Annotated in this window: 22 protein-coding genes and 1 tRNA gene; 1 reads left to right on the forward strand and 22 read right to left on the reverse strand. The window is 27.4% G+C overall.

What is annotated here, in order from left to right:
• Nucleotides 1–16 precede the first annotated feature (16 nt).
• The 8 genes from J2S18_RS03160 to J2S18_RS03195 all read right to left on the reverse strand — a co-directional run bounded on the left by J2S18_RS03160 (nt 17) and on the right by J2S18_RS03195 (nt 9,237).
• The gene (locus tag J2S18_RS03160) at nt 17–934 is read right to left on the reverse strand and encodes a 3'-5' exonuclease (protein WP_307483106.1); all 918 of its coding nucleotides are present in this window, start codon (nt 932–934) and stop codon (nt 17–19) included.
• Nucleotides 935–963: 29 nt separating this feature from the next.
• On the reverse strand, nt 964–2,712 hold the full coding sequence (locus tag J2S18_RS03165; protein WP_370873741.1) for a MutS-related protein: 1,749 nt from the start codon (nt 2,710–2,712) through the stop codon (nt 964–966).
• 163 nt (nt 2,713–2,875) lie between these two features.
• Nucleotides 2,876–3,772 carry a metal ABC transporter solute-binding protein, Zn/Mn family gene (locus J2S18_RS03170; protein ID WP_307483109.1) on the reverse strand — a complete coding sequence of 299 codons (897 nt, stop codon included), beginning with the start codon at nt 3,770–3,772 and terminating at the stop codon, nt 2,876–2,878.
• Between the two features lie 74 nt (nt 3,773–3,846).
• On the reverse strand, nt 3,847–6,588 hold the full coding sequence (locus J2S18_RS03175) for an ATP-binding protein (protein ID WP_307483112.1): 2,742 nt from the start codon (nt 6,586–6,588) through the stop codon (nt 3,847–3,849).
• Nucleotides 6,578–7,708, reverse strand: coding sequence for a metallophosphoesterase family protein (locus J2S18_RS03180; protein ID WP_307483115.1), 1,131 nt, complete (start codon nt 7,706–7,708; stop codon nt 6,578–6,580). Before J2S18_RS03180 ends, J2S18_RS03175 begins: the two co-directional genes overlap by 11 nt.
• A gap of 165 nt (nt 7,709–7,873) precedes the next feature.
• Entirely contained in the window at nt 7,874–8,059 is a 186-nt protein-coding gene (locus J2S18_RS03185; protein ID WP_307483116.1) for an alpha/beta-type small acid-soluble spore protein, read from the reverse strand.
• Nucleotides 8,060–8,182: 123 nt separating this feature from the next.
• On the reverse strand, nt 8,183–8,794 hold the full coding sequence (locus J2S18_RS03190) for a hypothetical protein (RefSeq protein WP_307483119.1): 612 nt from the start codon (nt 8,792–8,794) through the stop codon (nt 8,183–8,185).
• 367 nt (nt 8,795–9,161) lie between these two features.
• A tRNA-Trp gene (locus tag J2S18_RS03195) sits at nt 9,162–9,237 on the reverse strand.
• 156 nt (nt 9,238–9,393) lie between these two features.
• Between J2S18_RS03195 and J2S18_RS03200 the strand changes: the two genes are divergently transcribed.
• Entirely contained in the window at nt 9,394–10,461 is a 1,068-nt protein-coding gene (locus tag J2S18_RS03200; RefSeq protein WP_307483121.1) for an NAD(P)H-dependent flavin oxidoreductase, read from the forward strand.
• 81 nt (nt 10,462–10,542) lie between these two features.
• Here J2S18_RS03200 and J2S18_RS03205 read toward each other — a convergent pair whose 3' ends face one another.
• The 14 genes from J2S18_RS03205 to J2S18_RS03270 form a co-directional block, all read right to left on the reverse strand.
• Nucleotides 10,543–11,580: a M42 family metallopeptidase gene (locus tag J2S18_RS03205; RefSeq protein WP_307483124.1), complete on the reverse strand. Its 1,038-nt coding sequence runs from the start codon at nt 11,578–11,580 to the stop codon at nt 10,543–10,545.
• A gap of 83 nt (nt 11,581–11,663) precedes the next feature.
• A complete protein-coding gene (locus J2S18_RS03210; protein ID WP_307483126.1) occupies nt 11,664–12,653 on the reverse strand; it encodes a Gfo/Idh/MocA family protein in 990 nt (329 codons plus the stop codon).
• A 26-nt stretch (nt 12,654–12,679) separates the two neighbouring features.
• Complete coding sequence (locus tag J2S18_RS03215) at nt 12,680–13,099, reverse strand: universal stress protein (protein ID WP_307483129.1); 420 nt, start codon at nt 13,097–13,099, stop codon at nt 12,680–12,682.
• 299 nt (nt 13,100–13,398) lie between these two features.
• Entirely contained in the window at nt 13,399–13,692 is a 294-nt protein-coding gene (gene eutM, locus J2S18_RS03220; RefSeq protein WP_307483131.1) for an ethanolamine utilization microcompartment protein EutM, read from the reverse strand.
• Between the two features lie 32 nt (nt 13,693–13,724).
• Entirely contained in the window at nt 13,725–14,402 is a 678-nt protein-coding gene (locus J2S18_RS03225; RefSeq protein WP_307483133.1) for a phosphate propanoyltransferase, read from the reverse strand.
• A gap of 6 nt (nt 14,403–14,408) precedes the next feature.
• Nucleotides 14,409–15,968, reverse strand: a complete 1,560-nt coding sequence (locus J2S18_RS03230; RefSeq protein WP_307483135.1) for an acetaldehyde dehydrogenase (acetylating) — start codon at nt 15,966–15,968, stop codon at nt 14,409–14,411.
• A gap of 28 nt (nt 15,969–15,996) precedes the next feature.
• Nucleotides 15,997–16,668: a BMC domain-containing protein gene (locus tag J2S18_RS03235; protein ID WP_307483138.1), complete on the reverse strand. Its 672-nt coding sequence runs from the start codon at nt 16,666–16,668 to the stop codon at nt 15,997–15,999.
• A gap of 21 nt (nt 16,669–16,689) precedes the next feature.
• Nucleotides 16,690–17,319 carry a EutQ-related cupin domain-containing protein gene (locus tag J2S18_RS03240; protein WP_307483140.1) on the reverse strand — a complete coding sequence of 210 codons (630 nt, stop codon included), beginning with the start codon at nt 17,317–17,319 and terminating at the stop codon, nt 16,690–16,692.
• Nucleotides 17,320–17,354: 35 nt separating this feature from the next.
• A complete protein-coding gene (locus J2S18_RS03245) occupies nt 17,355–17,618 on the reverse strand; it encodes a EutN/CcmL family microcompartment protein (RefSeq protein WP_307483142.1) in 264 nt (87 codons plus the stop codon).
• On the reverse strand, nt 17,615–17,917 hold the full coding sequence (locus tag J2S18_RS03250) for a BMC domain-containing protein (protein WP_307483144.1): 303 nt from the start codon (nt 17,915–17,917) through the stop codon (nt 17,615–17,617). The genes J2S18_RS03245 and J2S18_RS03250 overlap by 4 nt, the downstream gene beginning before the upstream one ends.
• Nucleotides 17,918–17,931: 14 nt before the next feature.
• On the reverse strand, nt 17,932–18,762 hold the full coding sequence (gene eutJ, locus J2S18_RS03255) for an ethanolamine utilization protein EutJ (RefSeq protein ID WP_370873751.1): 831 nt from the start codon (nt 18,760–18,762) through the stop codon (nt 17,932–17,934).
• The gene (locus J2S18_RS03260; RefSeq protein WP_307483148.1) at nt 18,759–19,394 is read right to left on the reverse strand and encodes a cobalamin adenosyltransferase; all 636 of its coding nucleotides are present in this window, start codon (nt 19,392–19,394) and stop codon (nt 18,759–18,761) included. The genes eutJ and J2S18_RS03260 overlap by 4 nt, the downstream gene beginning before the upstream one ends.
• A gap of 16 nt (nt 19,395–19,410) precedes the next feature.
• Nucleotides 19,411–19,845 carry a EutP/PduV family microcompartment system protein gene (locus tag J2S18_RS03265; protein ID WP_307483151.1) on the reverse strand — a complete coding sequence of 145 codons (435 nt, stop codon included), beginning with the start codon at nt 19,843–19,845 and terminating at the stop codon, nt 19,411–19,413.
• Complete coding sequence (locus J2S18_RS03270; RefSeq protein WP_307483154.1) at nt 19,842–20,195, reverse strand: BMC domain-containing protein; 354 nt, start codon at nt 20,193–20,195, stop codon at nt 19,842–19,844. Before J2S18_RS03270 ends, J2S18_RS03265 begins: the two co-directional genes overlap by 4 nt.
• Between the last annotated feature and the right edge of the window lie 25 nt (nt 20,196–20,220).

Below are 20,220 nucleotides of genomic sequence, written 5' to 3' on the forward strand. Positions count from 1 at the left end.
ATTTTTGTTAACATTGTTATAAAGCTTTCTCTTTCTTAAGAAAATATTTATCTAATTTATAACTATAATCTAAATAATCTAACTCATCTATAATAGTACCTATTTCAGAATATATAATATCTCCATGAAGTGTTTTTTTAATTATAACTTCATTTAAAACGGAGGCATTACACTTTGAACACTTTCCAACAGATAAAAATCTCCATCTAAAAGGCATATATTCAAAATCTAGTTCTAATTTCTTATTACATCTTGGACATAAAGATTTAATTTTCGAATTATCTAAATTAACTCCACTAAGTTCTTTCACTGTTATAGCTGGCATATCATATATATTATCTATTATATATCCTTTAACTATTCTATAATTATAAATTCTTTTAAATACTTGAACAGTAAACTGTGCATCATTTAATGCATCATGAAGAAGCTTACTATCAATTCTTATATTTAATTTTTTAAGTGCATTTTTTAAGCTTAAAGATTTTTTCATTCCTAAAATCTTACTTGAATATTCTTGTACATCTAAATATTTTTCAATCCATTTTAAATCTTTAAACTTATGATAATGTGCATTTATAATAATCTGTGCAATATCATCCTTTGCCCAGGAACAAACTACATCATCCCCTGCAAAATCCTTAAGTTTTTTAATTCCCTCTTCAAAGCTTACCCCTCGCTTTAAATCTTCTTCTGTTATATTTGTAATTTCTGTTATTTCAGGATTTAAAACTGGTATAATGGAAGGCTTAATATAAGCTTTAAGCCTCCCTATTACCTTCATATATTTATCCACTTTAATAGCACCAATTTCTATTATTTCATTTTGTATATTAAGTTCTTTTAACTCTGGATACTTATCATAAAAATTAGGATAATATTTTGTTATATTATTTAAATTATTAAATTCTAAATCCATTATTATATATCCCATATAAAAGGTTCCTCTCTTTTCTCTCCTTTTTATTTAAATTCAATACCTGCAAGCTTCATAAGATGTATAGCATTTTGAGTTTCACTCTTGCCTTTTCTTAACTTGTAATCAAACTTTATTTTATTATCTTCATAATATTCTCTAAAGTTATAATTTTCTATTCTACTATCAATCTTCTCTAAATCACATAACTCTAAATCATGTGTAGACACAAGACCAATAGCTCCCCCATTTATTAGTTGTTTTATAAGTTCTGTTGCACCAGTATGTCTATCTACTGAGTTGGTTCCCTTAAATATTTCATCTAATAAGAAAAATACATTTTCTCCTTTTTTTGTTGCTTCTATTAATATTTTTATCCTAAGAATTTCAGCATAGAAGGATGATGTGTTTTCCTCTAAATTATCCTTAGTTCTCATACATGTATATATATTAAATATCCCACAGGAGAATTCTTCACAAAATACAGGTGCACCAATATATGATAATAATAAATTAAGACCTATAGTTCTTAAAAATGTACTCTTTCCTGACATATTAGAACCAGTTATTAAAGTTACTTTCTTTTTGCCTTCAAGTGAGTAATCATTTCTAACTGCCTTTTCTCCAAGTAATGGATGACCTATCTTCTTTCCTTCAACTTCTTTTTTATCTAAAATATTTGGGAAAGTCCAATTACTAAAATCAAAATATAAATTAGATATGCTATTTAATGCATCAATTTCACTCATAACATCTATCCAATCATCTAAATACTTAGAATTCTTATTTTTCCAATCTTCTAAATTCTCCACTATAAATACATCAGAGAAAATAAATATGTTAAGTATTAAATAGTAAGCATTTCCTGAACTATCCCCTATCCAATCTAATAGACTTGATAATTTTCTCATTTCTTTACTACAAGAACTATTACTATTATTTTTTAAATTTCCTTTTATATCCTTTAAATATTTAGATTTAAAATCTTCTTTTTCTATTAATTCTAATATTTCAGCATAGGATTTTATTGTATCCTTTATACTGTTAAACATATCTAAATCTTCTTTACGATCCTTTATTAATAACTTTATTACCGCAAAGTTAATTAATAAAACTAACAATATATAACTAGGTGGAATAATCTTTAATACTGAAAAAACTATACTTAAAAATGTTATAAATATAAATATGTAAGCTACTATCTTTTTGCTTACCCCTGTTTTTTCATTTTTTTCTCTGCTCCAATTTAAAAAGGCTTCTAATTCATTTATTTCCTTTTTCTTATTTTTTATTTTCTTTTTTCCCTTAACTAAAAGTTCTTGTCTCCACTCTATCTTTTCGCCAAGTTCTTTAATAGCTTCCTGTTTATTTTCTATTAAATCCTTTGTTGGTAGTTTTTTAAGAGTTAATTTATCTACAAGTCTTTCTCTTCCACCCTTTGTTAAAGTGTCATTTATTAATTGAAATAAAGAGCTTTTTCCGAATATATCTATGTCTGAAGAAAAGGGATGTGAATCATTTATAAATTCTTTTCCGTCATCTTCTATCTTTTTAAACTCCCCATTTATTCTTTTAACTCCCTTTTCATTTATCTCTAAAAATCTTTCAGAATTAGCTTTTCTATTTATTAATTTATTATGATAAGTAACTACATAAATACCAATAGCAGCTAATACTATTTCACTAATAATTAAAAGGGAAATATTATCTTGTTTATATAAAATATATCCTAAAATTATCATTACAACTACTATAACAAGCCTTCCCCATCCAATAGTTGCAATTTTCTTTTCCATATTATTTATTTCACTTTTACTCTTTTTTATATTGCTTTTGTAATATTCTAGGGCATTAATAATAATACGCCTCCTTTACTAATTTTTACATATATTATATCACATTAATTATAAAAAAAGGTTTGAATAGTTTCTATTTTTAACTAATTCAAACCTTTAAAAATTAATTTTCTTCTTGTAGGCATTTATAAATTACATCTAAATCGTATTTCATACCTTCTAAATATGTTTTATTATCTTCTAGTGATTCTAATGTATATATTTTTTCAACTTTAGCTCCAGCTTCCCTTGCTAATGTTTCTGAAGCTTTTGGTGATGCTAAACTTTCTGAAAATACTGTTTTTATTTTATTTTTCTTGCAGTATGCAGCAAGTTCTTCTAACTTCTTTGGAGTTGGTTCTCCATCTGCAAATAAATCACTAATTGATTTTTGAGTTAATCCAAATTCTCTACATAAGTATCCAAAAGCTGCATGTCCTGTTACAAAATCTTTATTTTTAAGTTTTTCGAATTTTGGTTTATACTCATTATTTAAATCACTAAATTCTTTTTTTAGTTTTTCATAATTTTTTTCGTAATATTGTTTATTTGAAGGATCTTTTTCTATTAATGCATTTTTTATATTATCAGCTTGAACTGTTGCTTCCTTTAAACTAAGCCAAACATGTGGATCTGTCTTATCCCCATCTTTAATTACCTTAACGCCTTTACTTGCATCAATTGTAGTAGTTTTACTATTATCTATTTGTCCTTTTACATCCTTAAGCCAAGTTTCCATTCCAAGTCCATTACAAATAAATAAAGTACTATTTGTAAGATCTTTAAGTTGTGTTGGCTTCAACTCAAAATCATGTGGCTCTTGTCCTGGACCAACTAGAGTTTTAATATCTACTTTGTCTCCGCCAATCATCTTAGTAAATTGTTCTAATGGATAAATTGAAACTGTAACCATTAATTTTCCGTCACTAGATTTTTTTGTTTCTTCTTTTCCATTTCCTGAACATCCAATTAACCCTATAGCTATAAGTAACGTTCCTATTATTCCTATTATTTTTTTCAAACTCTGCACCTCTCTTGCATATGATTTGCATTTGCATGTTCTAATTTTAATATAGTTTGACATTATTGTCAATTTTAAATGCAAATATAATTAAATTCTATATTATTATTTTTTAATATTTTTTCTTCAATTGATTGACATGTAAATATTAAAGTTTGTGCAAAATTTCTATCTTTTATAATTTTAATACTCTTTTCTCTTCTATTATCATCATATTGAACAAAGGAATCATCAAATATTACTGGAACTTCTTTGTTCTTAAATATAAGCTCTATAAAAGCAATTCTAAGGGATAAATATAATTGATCATTAGCACCATTACTTAAATAATCTCCTCCAAATATATTAGAATCATCCCTTACTACCATTTCATAATTTTCTCCAAGTTTAACTTCAGAATATTTATCACTAGTTATATCTTTAAAGATCCTTAAAATCTTTTCATTTAATGCTGGACCAAATTCTTCTCTTATTTCTCTTCCAGCCTTCTCTAAGTTATCTATTGCCATATTTATTGCAAGTAATCTCTTATCTAATGTATTTATTCTTTCAACTAATCCTTCCAAATCTTCTTCAATTGAAATTATACTTCTCTTTCCTAAAAAACTTGTTTTAATATCATTTTCTAAATCTTTAATATACTTTTCAGATTCTATTAAGATATTTGATTTTTCTCTAATTTCCTTATCTATTTCTTCTTCTGATTCGTAACTATAATTTATATCTTCAGTTAAAAACTCTTGAAGCTCTGCTTTTATTCCTTCAATATCTCTATCTTTTAACAATACCTTATAAGTTTCCTCTACACTTTCAAGAGCCTTTTCTAAATCTTTTTTTTCTAAGATTTTTTTTCTAAACTCTTTTAAATACATTTCTAAATCAACTAGTTGAATATTATCTAAATCCATAATTTGCAATTTTTCTTTTATACTCTTTTCTTTTTCTTCTAGTTCAAATATAAGTCTATCTAATTCATCTTTTTTAGAATTATACTCAAGATTTAGAAGGGTTAAATTATTTTTAATTTCTTTATATTGCTCCAATTGAATATATATTTCATCTAATGTATCACAACCTGAAAGTTTCATTATTGAAGAAATTATTTTTTTATTTTGATTATATCTTTCTTCATCTTTATTAAATGACATATTTTCTAGTTGTAATTTTCGCTCTTCTATTCTTAAATTAACTTTCTCCTGAAATGAATAGAAATTTTCTAGTGAATTTATTGCTCTTAATAAATTTTTATAACTATTACAATTTATTAAATGCACATATTCATTTAGTTGTTCCTCTATATCCTTTATTTCTTCATTTAAATTATCAACAATTTTTTCCTTATTTAGTCTACTATTTGCACTTTTTTGTGAATTATTTGATGATAAAACAAAAACTATTCCTATTGCCATAAATAATATTCCTATAACATATAATATGGCCTTACTAAATACAGCAATATTTAGCCCTACTAAAATACCACCAACTATTAATGCTATAATGGACATTTTTCTGTTTAATTCACTTGAATTGCCCTTATTATTTTTTTCTAATTTATAGGAATTTTCTTCTATTGTTTCCTTTAATTCATGAAGCTTATCCTCATAGTTTTTAAATAGACCTTTTATTTTATTTATATAAGGTCCTAATTTAACAACATCTCCTAAAAATCTTCTCTTCTGTTCTAACTTCTTTTCTTCTTCATCTATTGAATTTAATATTTTTTGATTTAAAACTAATTTTTCTTCTAAATTTTCTTGTTCTGTATTTAATTTTATTAGCTTTTCTTTTAATCCATCTTCCATAGATGAAAAAACTTCATAACCACTAAGTTTTATATTTTCCTCTTCTATCTTTTTAGAAATATTATTTAGATTATATTCATTTTCATTTTTTAAATCTAATAATGTTAAATATTTTTTATTTTCTTCACTAAGGTCATTTATATAATCTTCATTTATAATTCCATTTTCCCTTTTTAGTTCAGTTTCAATCTCTTTTTCTTGCCTTTTTAAAAGCTCACTTTTTTGTAAGTATGTTGTTATTTCTCCATATTCCTTTTGAAGCTTACTTTTCTTTAAATATTGTTTAAATAACTCCAGCTTTTTTATTTCTTCCCTTATATTTTTTCTTTCTTCCTTTTTATTAATAAGCTCATTTTCTTTTTCTAAATTTTTTTCTGAAATTTTATAAGCTTCATATCTTTCTTCTACAACTTTAGAATACCTATTTTTTAATATATCTAATTCTCCATTTTTTCTTGGTGTTGTAAGCTCCTTTTTATTACCTTTAAGCTTTTCTATTGCTTTATAAAGGGAAACTTCTCCTTCTCCACAACCAAAAACATCAATTACCTTTTCCATAATCTGCTCTTCTTTATCTCTTGAAACTACAACTCCAAGCTGTGGTATAAACAAGGTTTTTATAAATGTGTTACTATTTATTCCTAGGAAATAATTGCCTGGCTCATCCCTATTTATATCCTTTATTTCCTCACCTGTTAAACCATCATAAATAACAGAACTATCATCTTTTTTAGTTCCTCCAAAGGTTCTTTGAATTATATATTCCTTTCCTTTATATTCAACTAAAAGTTCTCCTTGCATTTTCTCTCCTGAAAAAGGTAAGTATTTCTTTCTTAAATTATTTTTATTTCCTCTAGCATTTCCAAATCCAAAAAGCCAGGCTCTTATAAAATTTTGTATTGTACTCTTTCCCTTTTCATTATCTCCATATATTAAATTAATTCCTTTTTCAAAATTAATTTCTTTATTACTAATTCCACCAAAAGCCTTTATTCTAGCCTTTTTAATAATCATCCAAATTCACCTCCTCTTCTCTTAAACTTTGTAGTCCTATTTTTAATGCAAGTTCTATTATTTCTTTTTCGCAATCATCTGCATCTACTAACTTTTCTTTTAAATTCTTCACAAAAATACCCTTTATTGAATTCTCATTTTCTAAATTATCAATGTCTATTTTTATATTTGTCTTATCCTTTACCTTAACAAAATAAAAATCATTTAAAAGCTTTTCTTGCAAAATATCCTCATTTATTTTAAAACTTGCATCTAATTCTCCAACTAAATTTAACTTAAATATGTCCTTCTTTAAATCTAAGTTTTTAAGCTCACTTAGTATTTTCTTTTTTATTTCTCTATATCCAAAAAGACCATTAACATTTATCTCTTCTTCCATATACTTTCTAATGCAAATACTTTTAAATTTTAAGTTCACATAGTCCTTTCCTACTTCTCCAATTAAAACTCCCTTTTCTCCTAATTCATCAAATCCTCTACCTTGGGGACATCCACTATATGCATAACTAGTTTTTCCAGCCTTACAAATACCAGAAAACTTATGTCTATGTCCTAAGGCAACATAATCTACAAAGCTATCTTCAATATCCTTAATATATATTGGATTATATTCATTTGATGTTTCTTCACCTGAAAGCTCACCATGAATTACTACTAAATTTATCAAATCTTTGTCTACATTAATATTTTTCATAAGTGGGGAATTTACATAGTTTTCATTAAAAGCTGCACCATAAATACAAACTCCTTTATCCTCTAATATAACCTTTTCCATTTCACCTTTAAAAACATGTACATTATCTGGCCATTCTACCAATTTATAAAAGGACTTAAAATTATAAGGATCATGATTCCCAGGACTTATAAATACCTTAGTATCTTTTAACCTTTCTAAAGCTTCTCTTATAAAAACTAAAGTATTTCTGCTTAATGTATAATTATCAAATATATCTCCTGCCAAAAGCATTATTTCAATTTCTTCTATATTACATAAATCTATTATTTTATTAAAAACTTCCTTTAATTCTTCCTTACTTCTATTTGCTAAATTATTTTTAAATTCCTTAAAAGGAGTATCAAAATGTATATCAGCACAATGAAGTATTTTTACTTTTTTCATAACTAAATACCTTCCTAATTTACGAACTTTTGTTCTCATTTTATCATATATTTAAAACAAAAAGAAAGAGGATGATTTATAAAATCATCCTCTCGGTTTTAGAATACTAATTCTTTTTGGTGGTGTAACTTCCATAGGTTAATTTGCTAACCAATTAGTAGGTGCTTACTTTAGAGAATTTTCGTATTCCTTTACCATTCTTTTAACCATTTCGCCACCTACGGATCCACATTGTCTTGAGCTTAAATCTCCATTATAATCAGTAAATGGCACTCCTAATTCCTTCGCTACTTCATTTTTGAATGTACTCAAACCTTTTTTGGCTTCTGGAACTATTACTCTGTTTGACATCACTGGTCCCTCCTTAGGCTTACGGTATTATAAGAAAAATCTTTTGATTTATCTTACACTTATAGTTTATCCTCTAATTAAATTTTAATTCATTGTAATTTCAGGTTTATTAGGAATTATATTCTACATAAAAGCTTTAAATTTATATCCTTGCTCTCTTAAATTCCCAATACTTCTTGGTAGTTTATTATTTAAGTTTTCTGTTAAGTTTTTATATTTTTCATCTATTTTTATATAAAAAACTGCATCTTGTTTATTTAATTTATTTACGTCTTCTTCTTTTTCTATTATTTTTAAATTATTTTTCTTAAAAATACTTTGTAAATTTAAATATTTCGGTAATACAGTATGTCCATTTTCTTCTATCATTTTATAATAGGGTTTGTCTTTATCTAAAATATCATCATTTTCTATGAAAGTTAATTTTACATTTAGATTTTTTGCTGTGTCTAATACTTTATCTATATTATCTTTTAAATATCCATTTTTAGCCTCTATTATAATGTAACCTCTAGAGCCATCTTTTTCTATTAATGATGTTATAGATTGATAGTCTACATCTAATATTGTATTAACTACATCACTAACTCCATTTTGATTATTTGTATTTGTATCCCGTTCGGAATCTATTATCCTTTTATGATTTCTTAAATTAAATATTGTTACAAATAAAATAATGATAATAACTATAAGAATTGAAATAATGATTTTGAATTTTTTACTTTTATTCCCCATTTTTCTCCTCCTATCATGTTTCCTTTATTAAATTATAACATATTTTTAAAAAAATTATTAACAAATTTACTTTTTTATTAAATTATTTCTTTTTTTCTTTATTTTTTAGGAATATTTATGAAATTAATAAAATTTTATGATGTACTTTTAGTTTTTTTGTATTTTTTTAAATTATATGCATATTTTAATATTATTTTTACAACGAAAAATAAGCCTATAAATTTAAATTTATAAACTTATCAAATATTTAGCCCCATATTATGTTATTTTAACACTTAAATATATATATATTGTAAATAATATATTAATAACATACTATATTTTTTAATAATAAAAAAAAGCACTTAATAATATTATTAAGTGCTTTTGGCAGGGGCACTAGGACTTGAACCCAGAACCAATGGTTTTGGAGACCACTACTCTACCAATTGAGCCATACCCCTAAGACGTTTTTTATTTTAACATAAGCCTTTACATTATGTCAACTATTTTTTATTACACAAACCTTATTGTTAATTCCTAAATTTTAGATTATAATATACTAAAATATATTTTGATAATCAAAGTATTTAAAAATCAAATTAAATGAGGTGTATTGAATGAATATAAAACCTTTAAAAATAGGAAACCTAACATCAAGATTACCTATAATACAAGGAGGAATGGGTGTTGGTGTTTCTCTTTCAAATTTAGCTTCAGCAGTTACAAATGCTGGGGGTATAGGTATTATTTCTTCTGCTCAAATTGGATTTAAAGAGGATGACTTTGAAACTAATCCTCTAGAAGCTAATCTTAGAGCCTTAAAAAAACATATAAAACTTGCAAAAGAAAAATGTAATAATGGCATAATTGGTGTTAATGTTATGGTTGCAACAAATGAATATGCTAAATATATAAAAACAGCTATAGAATCAGGAATAGATCTTATTATATCTGGAGCTGGAATGCCAACAATGCTTCCAAAGCTTGCAAAGGAAAGTAAAGTAAAATTAGCTCCTATAGTTTCTTCATTAAAGGGGACTAAAGTTATACTAAAATTATGGGATAGACATGATAAAACAACTCCTGACATGATTGTAGTTGAAGGTCCTAAAGCTGGTGGGCATTTAGGCTTTAAAAAGGAAAATTTACAGGAAGCTTGTAAAAACTTTGATACTGAAATAGTAGAAATAATAAATCATGTAAAAGAATATGAAGAAAAATATAATAAAGAAATACCTGTTGTTGCAGCAGGAGGAATTTTTTCTGGAGAAGATATAGCTAAATATTTATCACTAGGTGCTTCTGGAGTTCAAATGGCAACAAGATTTGTTGCCACAGAAGAATGTGATGCATCTAAAGCTTTTAAAGATTCTTATGTTAATGCAACTGCTGATAATGTTGGAATTGTAAAAAGTCCTGTTGGTATGCCTGGAAGAGCTATACTTAATCCATTTATCAAGAAAACTTTAGAGGGAAATATTAAAGTTTCAAAATGTTTTAATTGCTTAATTCCCTGCAATCCATCAAATACTCCATACTGTATAACTGAAGCACTTATAAATGCAGTAAAGGGAGATTTAGATAATGGACTTATATTTTGTGGTGAAAATGTAAGTAAAATAAAAGAAATAACAACTGTTAAGAATTTGATGGAAGAATTAGAAAATGAAATAAAATCATCATAAAAAAAGTAGGTTAGATTTTTTATCTAACCTACTTTTTTCTTTATATACATTTATTTAATATTTTTATCTTCAATTAAGTAATTATTTTGTTAAGTATAAATAAATTAATTTCATAGTATTTTCTAAAGCACTATAATGTGTTCTTTCCATTCCATGGGAAGCATGTACTCCAGGTCCAATTAATGCTCCTCTTATATTGTTTCCTGCTGTAAGTGCAGCTCCAACATCAGAGCCATATCTTGGATATATATCTACTGCATAACTTAATTCATTTTCTTTTGCAAGGTTTACAAGGTCTGTTGTCATATTGTAATCATATGGTCCACCTGAATCCTTTGCACATATTGAAACGTCATATTCGCTACAATTTAAATCATCACCAATACAACCCATATCTACAGATAAAAGTTCTGTTATATCCTTTGGAATATAAGATGAACCATGTCCAACTTCCTCATAAGTAGATATAAAGAATTTAGTTTTATAATGTGGAACAATGTTTTCTCTCTTAAATAGTTCTAACATAGATAAAAGACATGTAACACTTCCTTTATCATCAATAAATCTTGATTTTATAAAACCACTTTCTGTTACTGTAGTTTTTGGATCTATAAATACAAAGTCTCCAGCTTCAATACCAAGTGCTTTAACATCATCTTTATTTTTAACTATTTCATCTATTCTAATTTCCATATTTTCTGGTGTTCTCTTTTTAGTAGATGCATCTTCATAAACATGAATAGCTGCACTTTCACTTAAAAATGTACCTGTATATTCTTTTCCATCTCTAGTTCTTATAGTACAATATTCACTATCTAAAGTTGGTACAATAGGTCCTCCAAGTAATGTAAACTTAAGAGTTCCCTTTGATGTAATTGATCTTACCATAGCTCCTAAAGTATCAACATGAGCTGAAAGACCTATAACCTTTTCATCACATTTACCATCAATAGTAATTACTCCACAACCTTTGTTTGTTCTTTCAAACTTATATCCTAAGGAATGAACCTTTTCCTCAATTAAGTCCATTATTTCAAAACAAAACCCAGTTGGACTATTAAATTTTAATATTTCTTGTGCAGTATTTAATACATACTCCTTATTAATGTTAATCTCCATAAAAACTCTCTCCTTTTTTTATTACTTTAGTATATTATACTAATTTTAATCTTTAATCACTTTATTATAAACTTTTATACCTATTAGTTAAAATCTGCTGGAAATTCTAATCCTATTTGAGATCTTATCTTATCCATTAATTCAATAGCCATTAATGAATTTTTATGTGAATTTTTCATAGAATCTACTTCATTACTATTAATAACCTTTATAAATTCATCTAATTCATAATACATATCATCTTCCCTTTGTCTTATAGAAATAACCTCTTCTCTACCATCTCTATAAACAATTTTTGCACTTTTAAATAATATGCCATCTATTAATATAGTTCCATCTTCTCCTTGAATTTCTAATGGTAACTTTGAATCACTTATTTTAGAATACATTATTAAACCACCAGCATCTCCATAGCTAGCCATAGCTGTACCTTGTCCATCAATTCCATTTTCTAAAAACACAGCTTGACTTACAATCCCATTTGGTTTTCCTAATAATGCTATCATAGGATGTATACAATATACTCCTATATCCATAAGAGCTCCATTTGAAAGTTCCCTCTTAAAGGCATTAAGAATAATTCCTTCTTTATATTTGTCATATCTTGATGAATACTGACAATATGATGCAAAATACCTTCTTATTTTCCCTATCTTATGTAAATTTTCTTTTACTCTTAAGAAATTTGGTAGAACCGTAATTCTCATAGCCTCCATTAGGAGTACTCCCTTTTCTTCAGCTAGTGATATCATTTTTTTAACTTCTCTAAGGTTTGAAGCCATAGGTTTTTCACATAATACATGCTTATTATTTTCTATGCACATAATTGCTTGGGATGCATGAAATGAGTTAGGAGATGCTATATAAACTGCATCTATATCTTCACATTTACTAAAACTTTCTAAGTTATCAAAAAATTTTGTTGCACCATACTTTTTCCCAAAATCCTTTGCTTTTTCTAAAGTTCTTGAATACATTGCTACTAACTCAAAATTTTCATGAGTTAATGCAGCTTTTAGAAAATTATCTACTATTTTTCCCGTGCCTATAACTCCAAATCTTATTTTCTTCATTAACACTACCACCTTTAAAATTTATTTTAATAAACTTCAGGAATTATTATCATTACACATTTTGCTCTTTTTACTACATGGGCAGTTACTGAACCTACAAGTGCAGTAAATTTCTTTCTTGTATTCTTTGCCATAAGTATAATGTCTACATCATTTTCTTCTGCATATCTTACAATTTCATCCCCTGCATAGCCAAATGAAAATTCTTTTTCACAATTAAATCCTTCTACTTTTTCTCTTACATTATTTAATATTTTCTTTCCAATTGCTTCAGCATCTTTAACTTCTTCTGAAACTGCCATTCCATTTATAAAAACTATTTCTCTTACATGCATTAATACTACATCAACTTCTTCTGGTTTGAAATTATTCTTCAAATAATTTAGTGCTATTAAACTTCTATCACTACCGTCTATTGGGATTAATATTTTTTTCTTTTTTATCATTTTTAACACCCTCTATTCTCTTATATTTTTATATAGTTCCTTCTATATTAATAATTTTATAAATATATTGGTACTATATAAATTTAATAATACATTTGAATTTAAATTTAAAACTTCATTTAAAAGAGTTTTAAAGTTATAATGCTTTTTTCTATATTATACATCTTATATCCTTTTTTATCCTTAACAGAATTGTTATTTAATACATTGTTTAAAATACTACATACTTAAATTTAAATTATATATAGCAAAAAAGCTCAAGGCAAAATATATCTTTGCCTTGAGCTTTTTAATATTTACTATTTACCTTCTTTTATAGTTGAAGTTGGAAGTATTACCTCAACTTCTGAATGTGGTCTTGGAATAACATGTACAGAAACTAATTCTCCAACTCTTTGTGCAGCAGCAGCTCCAGCATCTGTAGCAGCTTTAACAGCTCCAACATCTCCTCTAACCATAACAGTTACAAGACCTCCACCTACATATTCTTTTCCTATTAAATATACATTTGCAGCCTTAACCATTGCATCTGCAGCCTCTATTGATCCTACTAATCCCTTTGTTTCTATCATTCCTAAAGCATCATATTTCATTTTTAAATCCTCCTAAAATCTTTTTTTATTTATTAAATAATTTTTTGTTTTGCAATTTCATGTTTTACTATTTTTATTTTTGAATTTGAATTAAGTCCCATAGAATTTGCTTCTTCTATATCTAAATGGCATTCAAGGCTATAAGTATCATTTACTCTAATACTTACATTGTTTAATATTCCGCCTCTTAATCCTAAAACTTCTATTGAAACTAATTCCCCATCTACAACACCAAAGTATTTAGCATGTTTTGGTGCCATATGTATATGTCTTTGTGCAACTATTACTCCATCTTCAATTTGAACACTTCCTTTAGGTCCAATTAAAGTGATGCCTGAAGTTGCATTTAAATTTCCTGATAATCTTATATTTGGAGCTACACCTGTTTTAATACAATCACCTATTGATAATTCAACTTGTGTTTTACTTCTTATTGGTCCAAGAACTCTAACTTTTTCAATTGCACCTCTTGGTCCACATATTGTTATTGTTTCTTTACAAGCATATTGTCCTAATTGTGATAAATCCTTAATTTTTGTTAATTCATATCCTTCTCCAAATAAAATGTTTACATGTTTTTGTGAAAGATGTATATGTCTATTTGAAATTCCAACTGGAATATCAAAAGATTCCTTTACTTCTTTTTGTTTTTCTTCATTTTCTTTAACTGCTTTTAGTAAAAGCTTTAATACTTCTTCTAAGTTTTCCATTAAAACCTACCTCTTTATAGTAGCTATTATCTGATTTACAAGATTTAATATTTCTTCATTATTTAAATTATCTATTTTAGGCTCTTGCTCTTCCTTATTCATCTTTGTAGCAGCTGCTTGAATTTCTGCTGGACTCATATTCATTGTTTCTTTATAACTAGGTTTAAAACATTCTGTATGAGTTTCATTTATAACATTATTTTTTCCTAATGTATCACAGTCTACTAAACCATAGGCAACTCTTTTTATATTTAAAAGATGCATTGGTGTAACATTTTCTGAAACTGAACTTCCACCCCATGTTCCACAACCTAATGTGAATGATGGCATAAGTCCTGTACTAGCTCCAGTACCTCCTTGAGTACCTCCAGTATTAACTAAAATACGTGAAGCTGGCTTTCTTGCAAACTTTTTAACTATTTCAACATCTTCAGTATGGATACTCATTGTATGACCTATTCCATTTTGAAGTAATTCTATACTTAAATTACAAGCTTCATGCCAGTCATTTACTACATAGAATGCAAGTACTGTAGTAAGCTTTTCATAGGATAATGGATTACCATTTCCAACTCCTTCTTGTCTTCCTATAAGTACCTTAGTTCCATCTGGCACATAAAATCCTGCTGCCTTTGCAATAACATCAGCTGCTCTTCCAACAAAGTTAGCATTCATAGCATGTCCTTGCTTGAAAAGCAAATTACATACTTTATCTGTTTCTTCCTTTGTCATAAAGTATCCGCCTTGTTTTTTAAGCTCTTCTATTACTTTAGCTTCATTACAAGTTTCGCAAATTATTGATTGTTCTGAAGCACAGATTGTACCATTATCAAAAGTTTTACTTGCAATAATGTTTTTTACTGCCTTTTCAACATTTGCTGTCTTTTCTATATAAGCTGGAGAATTACCAGCACCTACTCCTAATGCAGGTTTTCCTGAACTATATGCAGCCTTAACCATTCCAGGTCCTCCAGTTGCTATAATTAATGAAACTTCAGGTGATTTCATTAATTCATTTGTAGCTCCCATTGAAGTAAGTTCTATACAGCTTACTATACCTTCTGGTGCTCCAGCAGCTACTGCTGCATCATGCATTAATTTTGCAGCCTTTGATGTACATTTAACAGCTGATGGATGTGGTGAAAATACTATTGCATTTCTTGATTTTATTGCAATTATTGCCTTAAATATTGCTGTTGATGTTGGATTTGTAGATGGTACAATTCCCATTACTAAACCAACTGGCTCTGCAATTTCTATTAATTTCTTTTCAGTATCTTCCTTTATAACTCCAACAGTTTTCATATCCTTTATTGAGTCATATAAAACTGTAGATGCTAAATGATTTTTAAATGCCTTATCACAAACTTTTCCAAAGCCTGTTTCTTCTACTGCCATTTCCGCTAAACAAACTTCGTGTTCACTTGCAACTTTAACCATATTTCTAACAATTTTATCAATTTGTTCTTCTGTATAATCAGCAATTATATTTGCTGCTATTTTTCCACGTCTTGCTAAATTTCTTGCTTGTTGTATTGATTGTAAATCTCTATCGAAATTTTCCACTGTCTATTCCTCCTTTTGCAAAAACTCTTTATTTATTTTTGTAATATTCTTTAAACTTTTTAATTAATGAATCTTTATCTAATTTTGAAATAGTTTTACTTGTAAGATCAAAATCCTTAAATTCCTTAGCTAATTTTCTAATTCTTGATACTTTTAAATCCTTCAATAATTGAATTGATTTTTCTATACCTTCCTCTTCCACTAGCTTATTTAATTTTTCTCTATCAATTTCTATTTCTATTTCAATATTTTCTATTTGAGTTTCATTATTATTAACTTCCTCTAAGTCCTTTTCTAATGAAGTGTTAAGCTCTTCTTCTTTTGCTATATTTTCTATAACTTCTAATGTAGCTTCACAAACTTCATCTTTTATAAGTTCTTCCTCTATAGCTTCTTCTATAATTTCCTCTGCCTTTTCAATTGCTGGTTTAGTTTCTATTATGCTTTCTAGATCATAATGGGGTCTTGCGATTACATGACTAGAAATTAAGAAATTTTCTCCAAGTCTATTAACAGCTGATATACCAGCATCTATTGCTGACTTTACAGCACCAACATCACCTGTTATAGTTACTGAAACTAATCCACCACCAACATATACTTTCTCAAGGATATTAACATTTGCTGACTTTACCATTGCATCTGCAGCCTCTATGGTTGCTAATAATCCTTTAGTTTCTATTAATCCAAGTGCTTGCATAACAATTTAATCCTCCTTAAGTTAAAGTAAATCTGCCCAATTTGCTGGATATGTTGTATAAAATACCTTAGCTTTATTAGGTGATCCCCAAACGACTTTAGATCCTGATGGAACAAATAGTATATCTCCTTCATTTGCTGTATAAGTTTTACCATTTATTTCAACAGTTAAAGTTCCTTCAATAACATAATCGATTTCCTCATATGTTAGCTCCCACTCAAACTTTGAATCTTCTATAGTTAATAATCCTGCACTCATTTTTGATTCATCTTTACTTACTAATTCTTGAAAATGCACATTAGCTTCTGGATTTCCAGTATCAAATACATCCATCTTTACTGAATTTCCTTTAACTACTTTAAGTCCATTTTTATCACATTCAGCACTAAACTTAGAATCATTTGTTAGTGAATTTAACATTTCTTGAAGTAAACCTTCATTAATCATAGCTTTAAAAATATCAAGTAACTTTTCACTATCTAAATTTTCAATTTCTTTTTGATTAACTTTTTTAGTAGTAACTTCTATACCATTATTTTTTGCTATATCCTTTGCAGAAGGTGTTAATATAACATCATTGTCTATAAAAAATGTTTTTTCACCACTTTTTACAAAAGTCTCCATGTCATCTGCACAAATTAATCTTTTCATCAACTCACTTCCTTTCAAAACTAAATTTTTATAACTTATCCAAAATTACAGTCTTCATCAATTATTCCTATGACGGCTGCATCTATTGGAATATTATCATCTCCTATCATTCTTCGAGCTGATGAGCCAGTACTTACAATAACCCTATCTCCTATACCTGCTCCTATTATGTCAGTAACTATAAATCTTCTACCCTCTTCTTTGCCACCTAATTCTTCAGCAAGCATAAATTTTAAACCATTTAAAGTATCCGCTTTTCTAGTTGCCCAAATAGTATCAATTAATTTTGCAGTTATCATAAGCACTTACCTTCTTTCATTTTTAATTTGATTTCTTCCATTGCAGATTCAACTGAGGATGTATCTCCTAATATAGCTATTGAAGTCATATGCTGTGGACAAATCCCCCTAATATCTTCAACAACTACATTTGCAGCTTTTTCTGCAATATCAATTGCATAAATCATATCTATAACTTTCCCTTGAACTAATCCAATTGCACCAGCTTCATTAAGAATATCTAATCCTTTTTGGCTCATTCTTCTTTTAAGAGCTTCCTTTGTTCCTTTTGTTGGAGATTTTATTAATCTAAAATCCATATAATCATCTCCAATTATTCCATGATTTCTTTGGTACAACTAAGTGCTATACCTAATGGAGTTACAAACATAGGGTTCTTTGGTTTATGAGTGTAAATTTTAACTTGTTTTTCTATAACTTCTTCTATTCCAGTTAAACAAGCAGTACCACCTACTAAAGATATTTCTTGTACATCATAATTTTTTATATGATTATTTATAATTGATCCAACCTTTTCAATAACAGGCTTTAAAACTGGTAATAGTTCTTCATGTTTTCTATTATCTCTTTTAAATTTATCTGCTTCATTAAAAGTCATACCATAAGCTCCTGAAATAACTAGTGAAAAATGTGTTCCTCCAGTTGGTTCATCTGCTACATATACAACTTTTCCATCTTTAATAATAGAAGTTCCTGTAGTACCTCCACCAATATCTACAACTGCTCCATTTTGAATTTTTAAAACTTCATTTGCAGCTGTAGGCTCATCTAAAAGATTTGTTAATTCAAATCCAGCAGCTTGTACTACATTTTTAATTGCTCCTGAATCTAATGCATCTGTTCCTGGTGGAATTGCTGCTGCTGCATATAACAATTCAGTATTTAATTTTTCTTCTATTTCTTCTTTTAATTCTCTTACAATCTTAACTGCTCCTATATAGTCAACTACCATTCCATCACGAACTACATCAGCATATCTATATGCTCCAGCAACTGGTCTGTAATTTTCGTCAAGTACTGCTAGGACTACACAAGCAGTTCCTAAATCTACTCCTGTGTAATATACAGATGATTTTTCTAAAATAGGTTTTTCTATAACCTCTTCAAATTTTTGAACTAAGTTATCACAATATTCGAAAATCATTTTTTTATCTGACACTTCATACCTCCTGTTGCTTCACAAATCATTTCATATAATATATTTATTAGTGAATCTAAATTATTTAAAATCTTTTCTAAAAGCTCATATTCTTCTTCAATGATTTCATATTTAAATTCTTTAAGTTTACAGAAAAGGTAATATAAATTAAAAATTTCTTTGCTATTTTCTAGGTGCATATAAATATCGGTAATCTCGAGGTCACATGATTTCAAATATTCTTTAGGAATACATTCATTAATTACTTCTAATTCACATTTACCTTCTATAAACTTTCTAATATTTTTAATGTTTCTTTCTATATCAACTACCTTTTGTGCTAGTATTAAATCTTCATTTAATAATTCATTAGCACAACTTAAAGTTATAGACTCAATAGCTTTAAATTTGTAGATAAGTTTTTTATTTACCTTATCTTTATTTTCAACTTTTTCTTCAGTCTTTTTTTCTAATTTTTTGTTATCTGTAGGTAAGTTACTATTTATCTTTATTCCTTTATCTAATAAATATTGTCTTCCTCCAGGTGTAAGGCGCTCTCCAGTATTTAATTCATAAGTAGTAAAAGGTTCTTTTTTGTATGAATCTTTTAAATAATCTTCAGTTATAAATTTAGGCACTTTTCCATTCACCTACCTATTTAAGTAGATATTCTTTAAGCATTTTAATACCTACCTCATCATTTTTTCTAATTAAAAAGTATGGCTCATTAACTCCAATTCTTTTCAATTGTTTTATACATTTTTCTTTATTATTAGAATTTAAATCTAATTTCGTAATTACTCCAATAACCGGCTTAGAAAATAACTTTGCAAAACCTTCTGAATATATTTGTGTGCAATTAGATCCATCTAATAATATTAAAATCTTTGAAGCATCTTGAGCTAAAGCGATTATATGTTTATACATCCAGGAATTTTCAATATATGAACTAGGGATGTCCATAGTATTTTCACCATAAATAACATCTGCCGTTCTTCTTAAAGGGCCATTGTATCCATTTAAATAATTAACTATTGTTGTTTTTCCACATCTACTTGGCCCAATAACCATTATCCTTTTCTTTCTCACGTTCTTGTTATAGGAGATACGGTAAAGCCTAACATATTTTTTAAAGTTTCATTTACTGAACTTAATGCAGTTTCAACGCTATCTACATCTCCATTTATAAGTACAGATCCTGTGAAACGATCTAAAAATCCAATTTCAACATCTGCTACCTTAGTTGCAATATCTGCTGCAATAATTGCTGTTTCATAAGGTGTTAGAGTTAAAATTCCTATGGCTCCCCTTTCATCTATTCCTAATCTTTCATATATATCTTTCATAGGTGAAGCAATAATATGTGATATTGTAATTTGTTTACCTGGCACTGATTCTTGTATTACTCTTTGAATATCTCTATTTTCAAAACTTTCCATCACTATCACCCTTTACATATTTCTA

Source organism: Eubacterium multiforme (genome assembly GCF_030813415.1).
GTDB lineage: Bacteria > Bacillota > Clostridia > Clostridiales > Clostridiaceae > Clostridium > Clostridium multiforme.

Excerpts from the sequence above, each read along its gene's own strand:
- J2S18_RS03200 (WP_307483121.1), top strand. The coding sequence starts at position 9,394 with ATGAATATAAAACCTTTAAAAATAGGAAACCTAACATCAAGATTACCT.
- J2S18_RS03210 (WP_307483126.1), bottom strand. The coding sequence starts at position 12,653 with ATGAAGAAAATAAGATTTGGAGTTATAGGCACGGGAAAAATAGTAGAT.
- J2S18_RS03185 (WP_307483116.1), bottom strand. The coding sequence starts at position 8,059 with ATGTCAAACAGAGTAATAGTTCCAGAAGCCAAAAAAGGTTTGAGTACA.
- J2S18_RS03160 (WP_307483106.1), bottom strand. The coding sequence starts at position 934 with ATGGGATATATAATAATGGATTTAGAATTTAATAATTTAAATAATATA.
- J2S18_RS03205 (WP_307483124.1), bottom strand. The coding sequence starts at position 11,580 with ATGGAGATTAACATTAATAAGGAGTATGTATTAAATACTGCACAAGAA.
- J2S18_RS03225 (WP_307483133.1), bottom strand. The coding sequence starts at position 14,402 with ATGGAAAACTTAGAAGAAGTATTAAAGCTTTTACTAAAAGCAGTTAAA.
- eutJ (WP_370873751.1), bottom strand. The coding sequence starts at position 18,762 with ATGATTTTCGAATATTGTGATAACTTAGTTCAAAAATTTGAAGAGGTT.
- J2S18_RS03175 (WP_307483112.1), bottom strand. The coding sequence starts at position 6,588 with ATGATTATTAAAAAGGCTAGAATAAAGGCTTTTGGTGGAATTAGTAAT.
- J2S18_RS03165 (WP_370873741.1), bottom strand. The coding sequence starts at position 2,712 with ATGGAAAAGAAAATTGCAACTATTGGATGGGGAAGGCTTGTTATAGTA.
- J2S18_RS03270 (WP_307483154.1), bottom strand. The coding sequence starts at position 20,195 with ATGGAAAGTTTTGAAAATAGAGATATTCAAAGAGTAATACAAGAATCA.
- J2S18_RS03215 (WP_307483129.1), bottom strand. The coding sequence starts at position 13,099 with ATGATAAAAAAGAAAAAAATATTAATCCCAATAGACGGTAGTGATAGA.
- J2S18_RS03240 (WP_307483140.1), bottom strand. The coding sequence starts at position 17,319 with ATGAAAAGATTAATTTGTGCAGATGACATGGAGACTTTTGTAAAAAGT.
- J2S18_RS03235 (WP_307483138.1), bottom strand. The coding sequence starts at position 16,668 with ATGCAAGCACTTGGATTAATAGAAACTAAAGGATTATTAGCAACCATA.
- J2S18_RS03245 (WP_307483142.1), bottom strand. The coding sequence starts at position 17,618 with ATGATAACTGCAAAATTAATTGATACTATTTGGGCAACTAGAAAAGCG.
- eutM (WP_307483131.1), bottom strand. The coding sequence starts at position 13,692 with ATGAAATATGATGCTTTAGGAATGATAGAAACAAAGGGATTAGTAGGA.
- J2S18_RS03190 (WP_307483119.1), bottom strand. The coding sequence starts at position 8,794 with ATGGGGAATAAAAGTAAAAAATTCAAAATCATTATTTCAATTCTTATA.
- J2S18_RS03180 (WP_307483115.1), bottom strand. The coding sequence starts at position 7,708 with ATGAAAAAAGTAAAAATACTTCATTGTGCTGATATACATTTTGATACT.
- J2S18_RS03250 (WP_307483144.1), bottom strand. The coding sequence starts at position 17,917 with ATGGATTTTAGATTAATAAAATCTCCAACAAAAGGAACAAAGGAAGCT.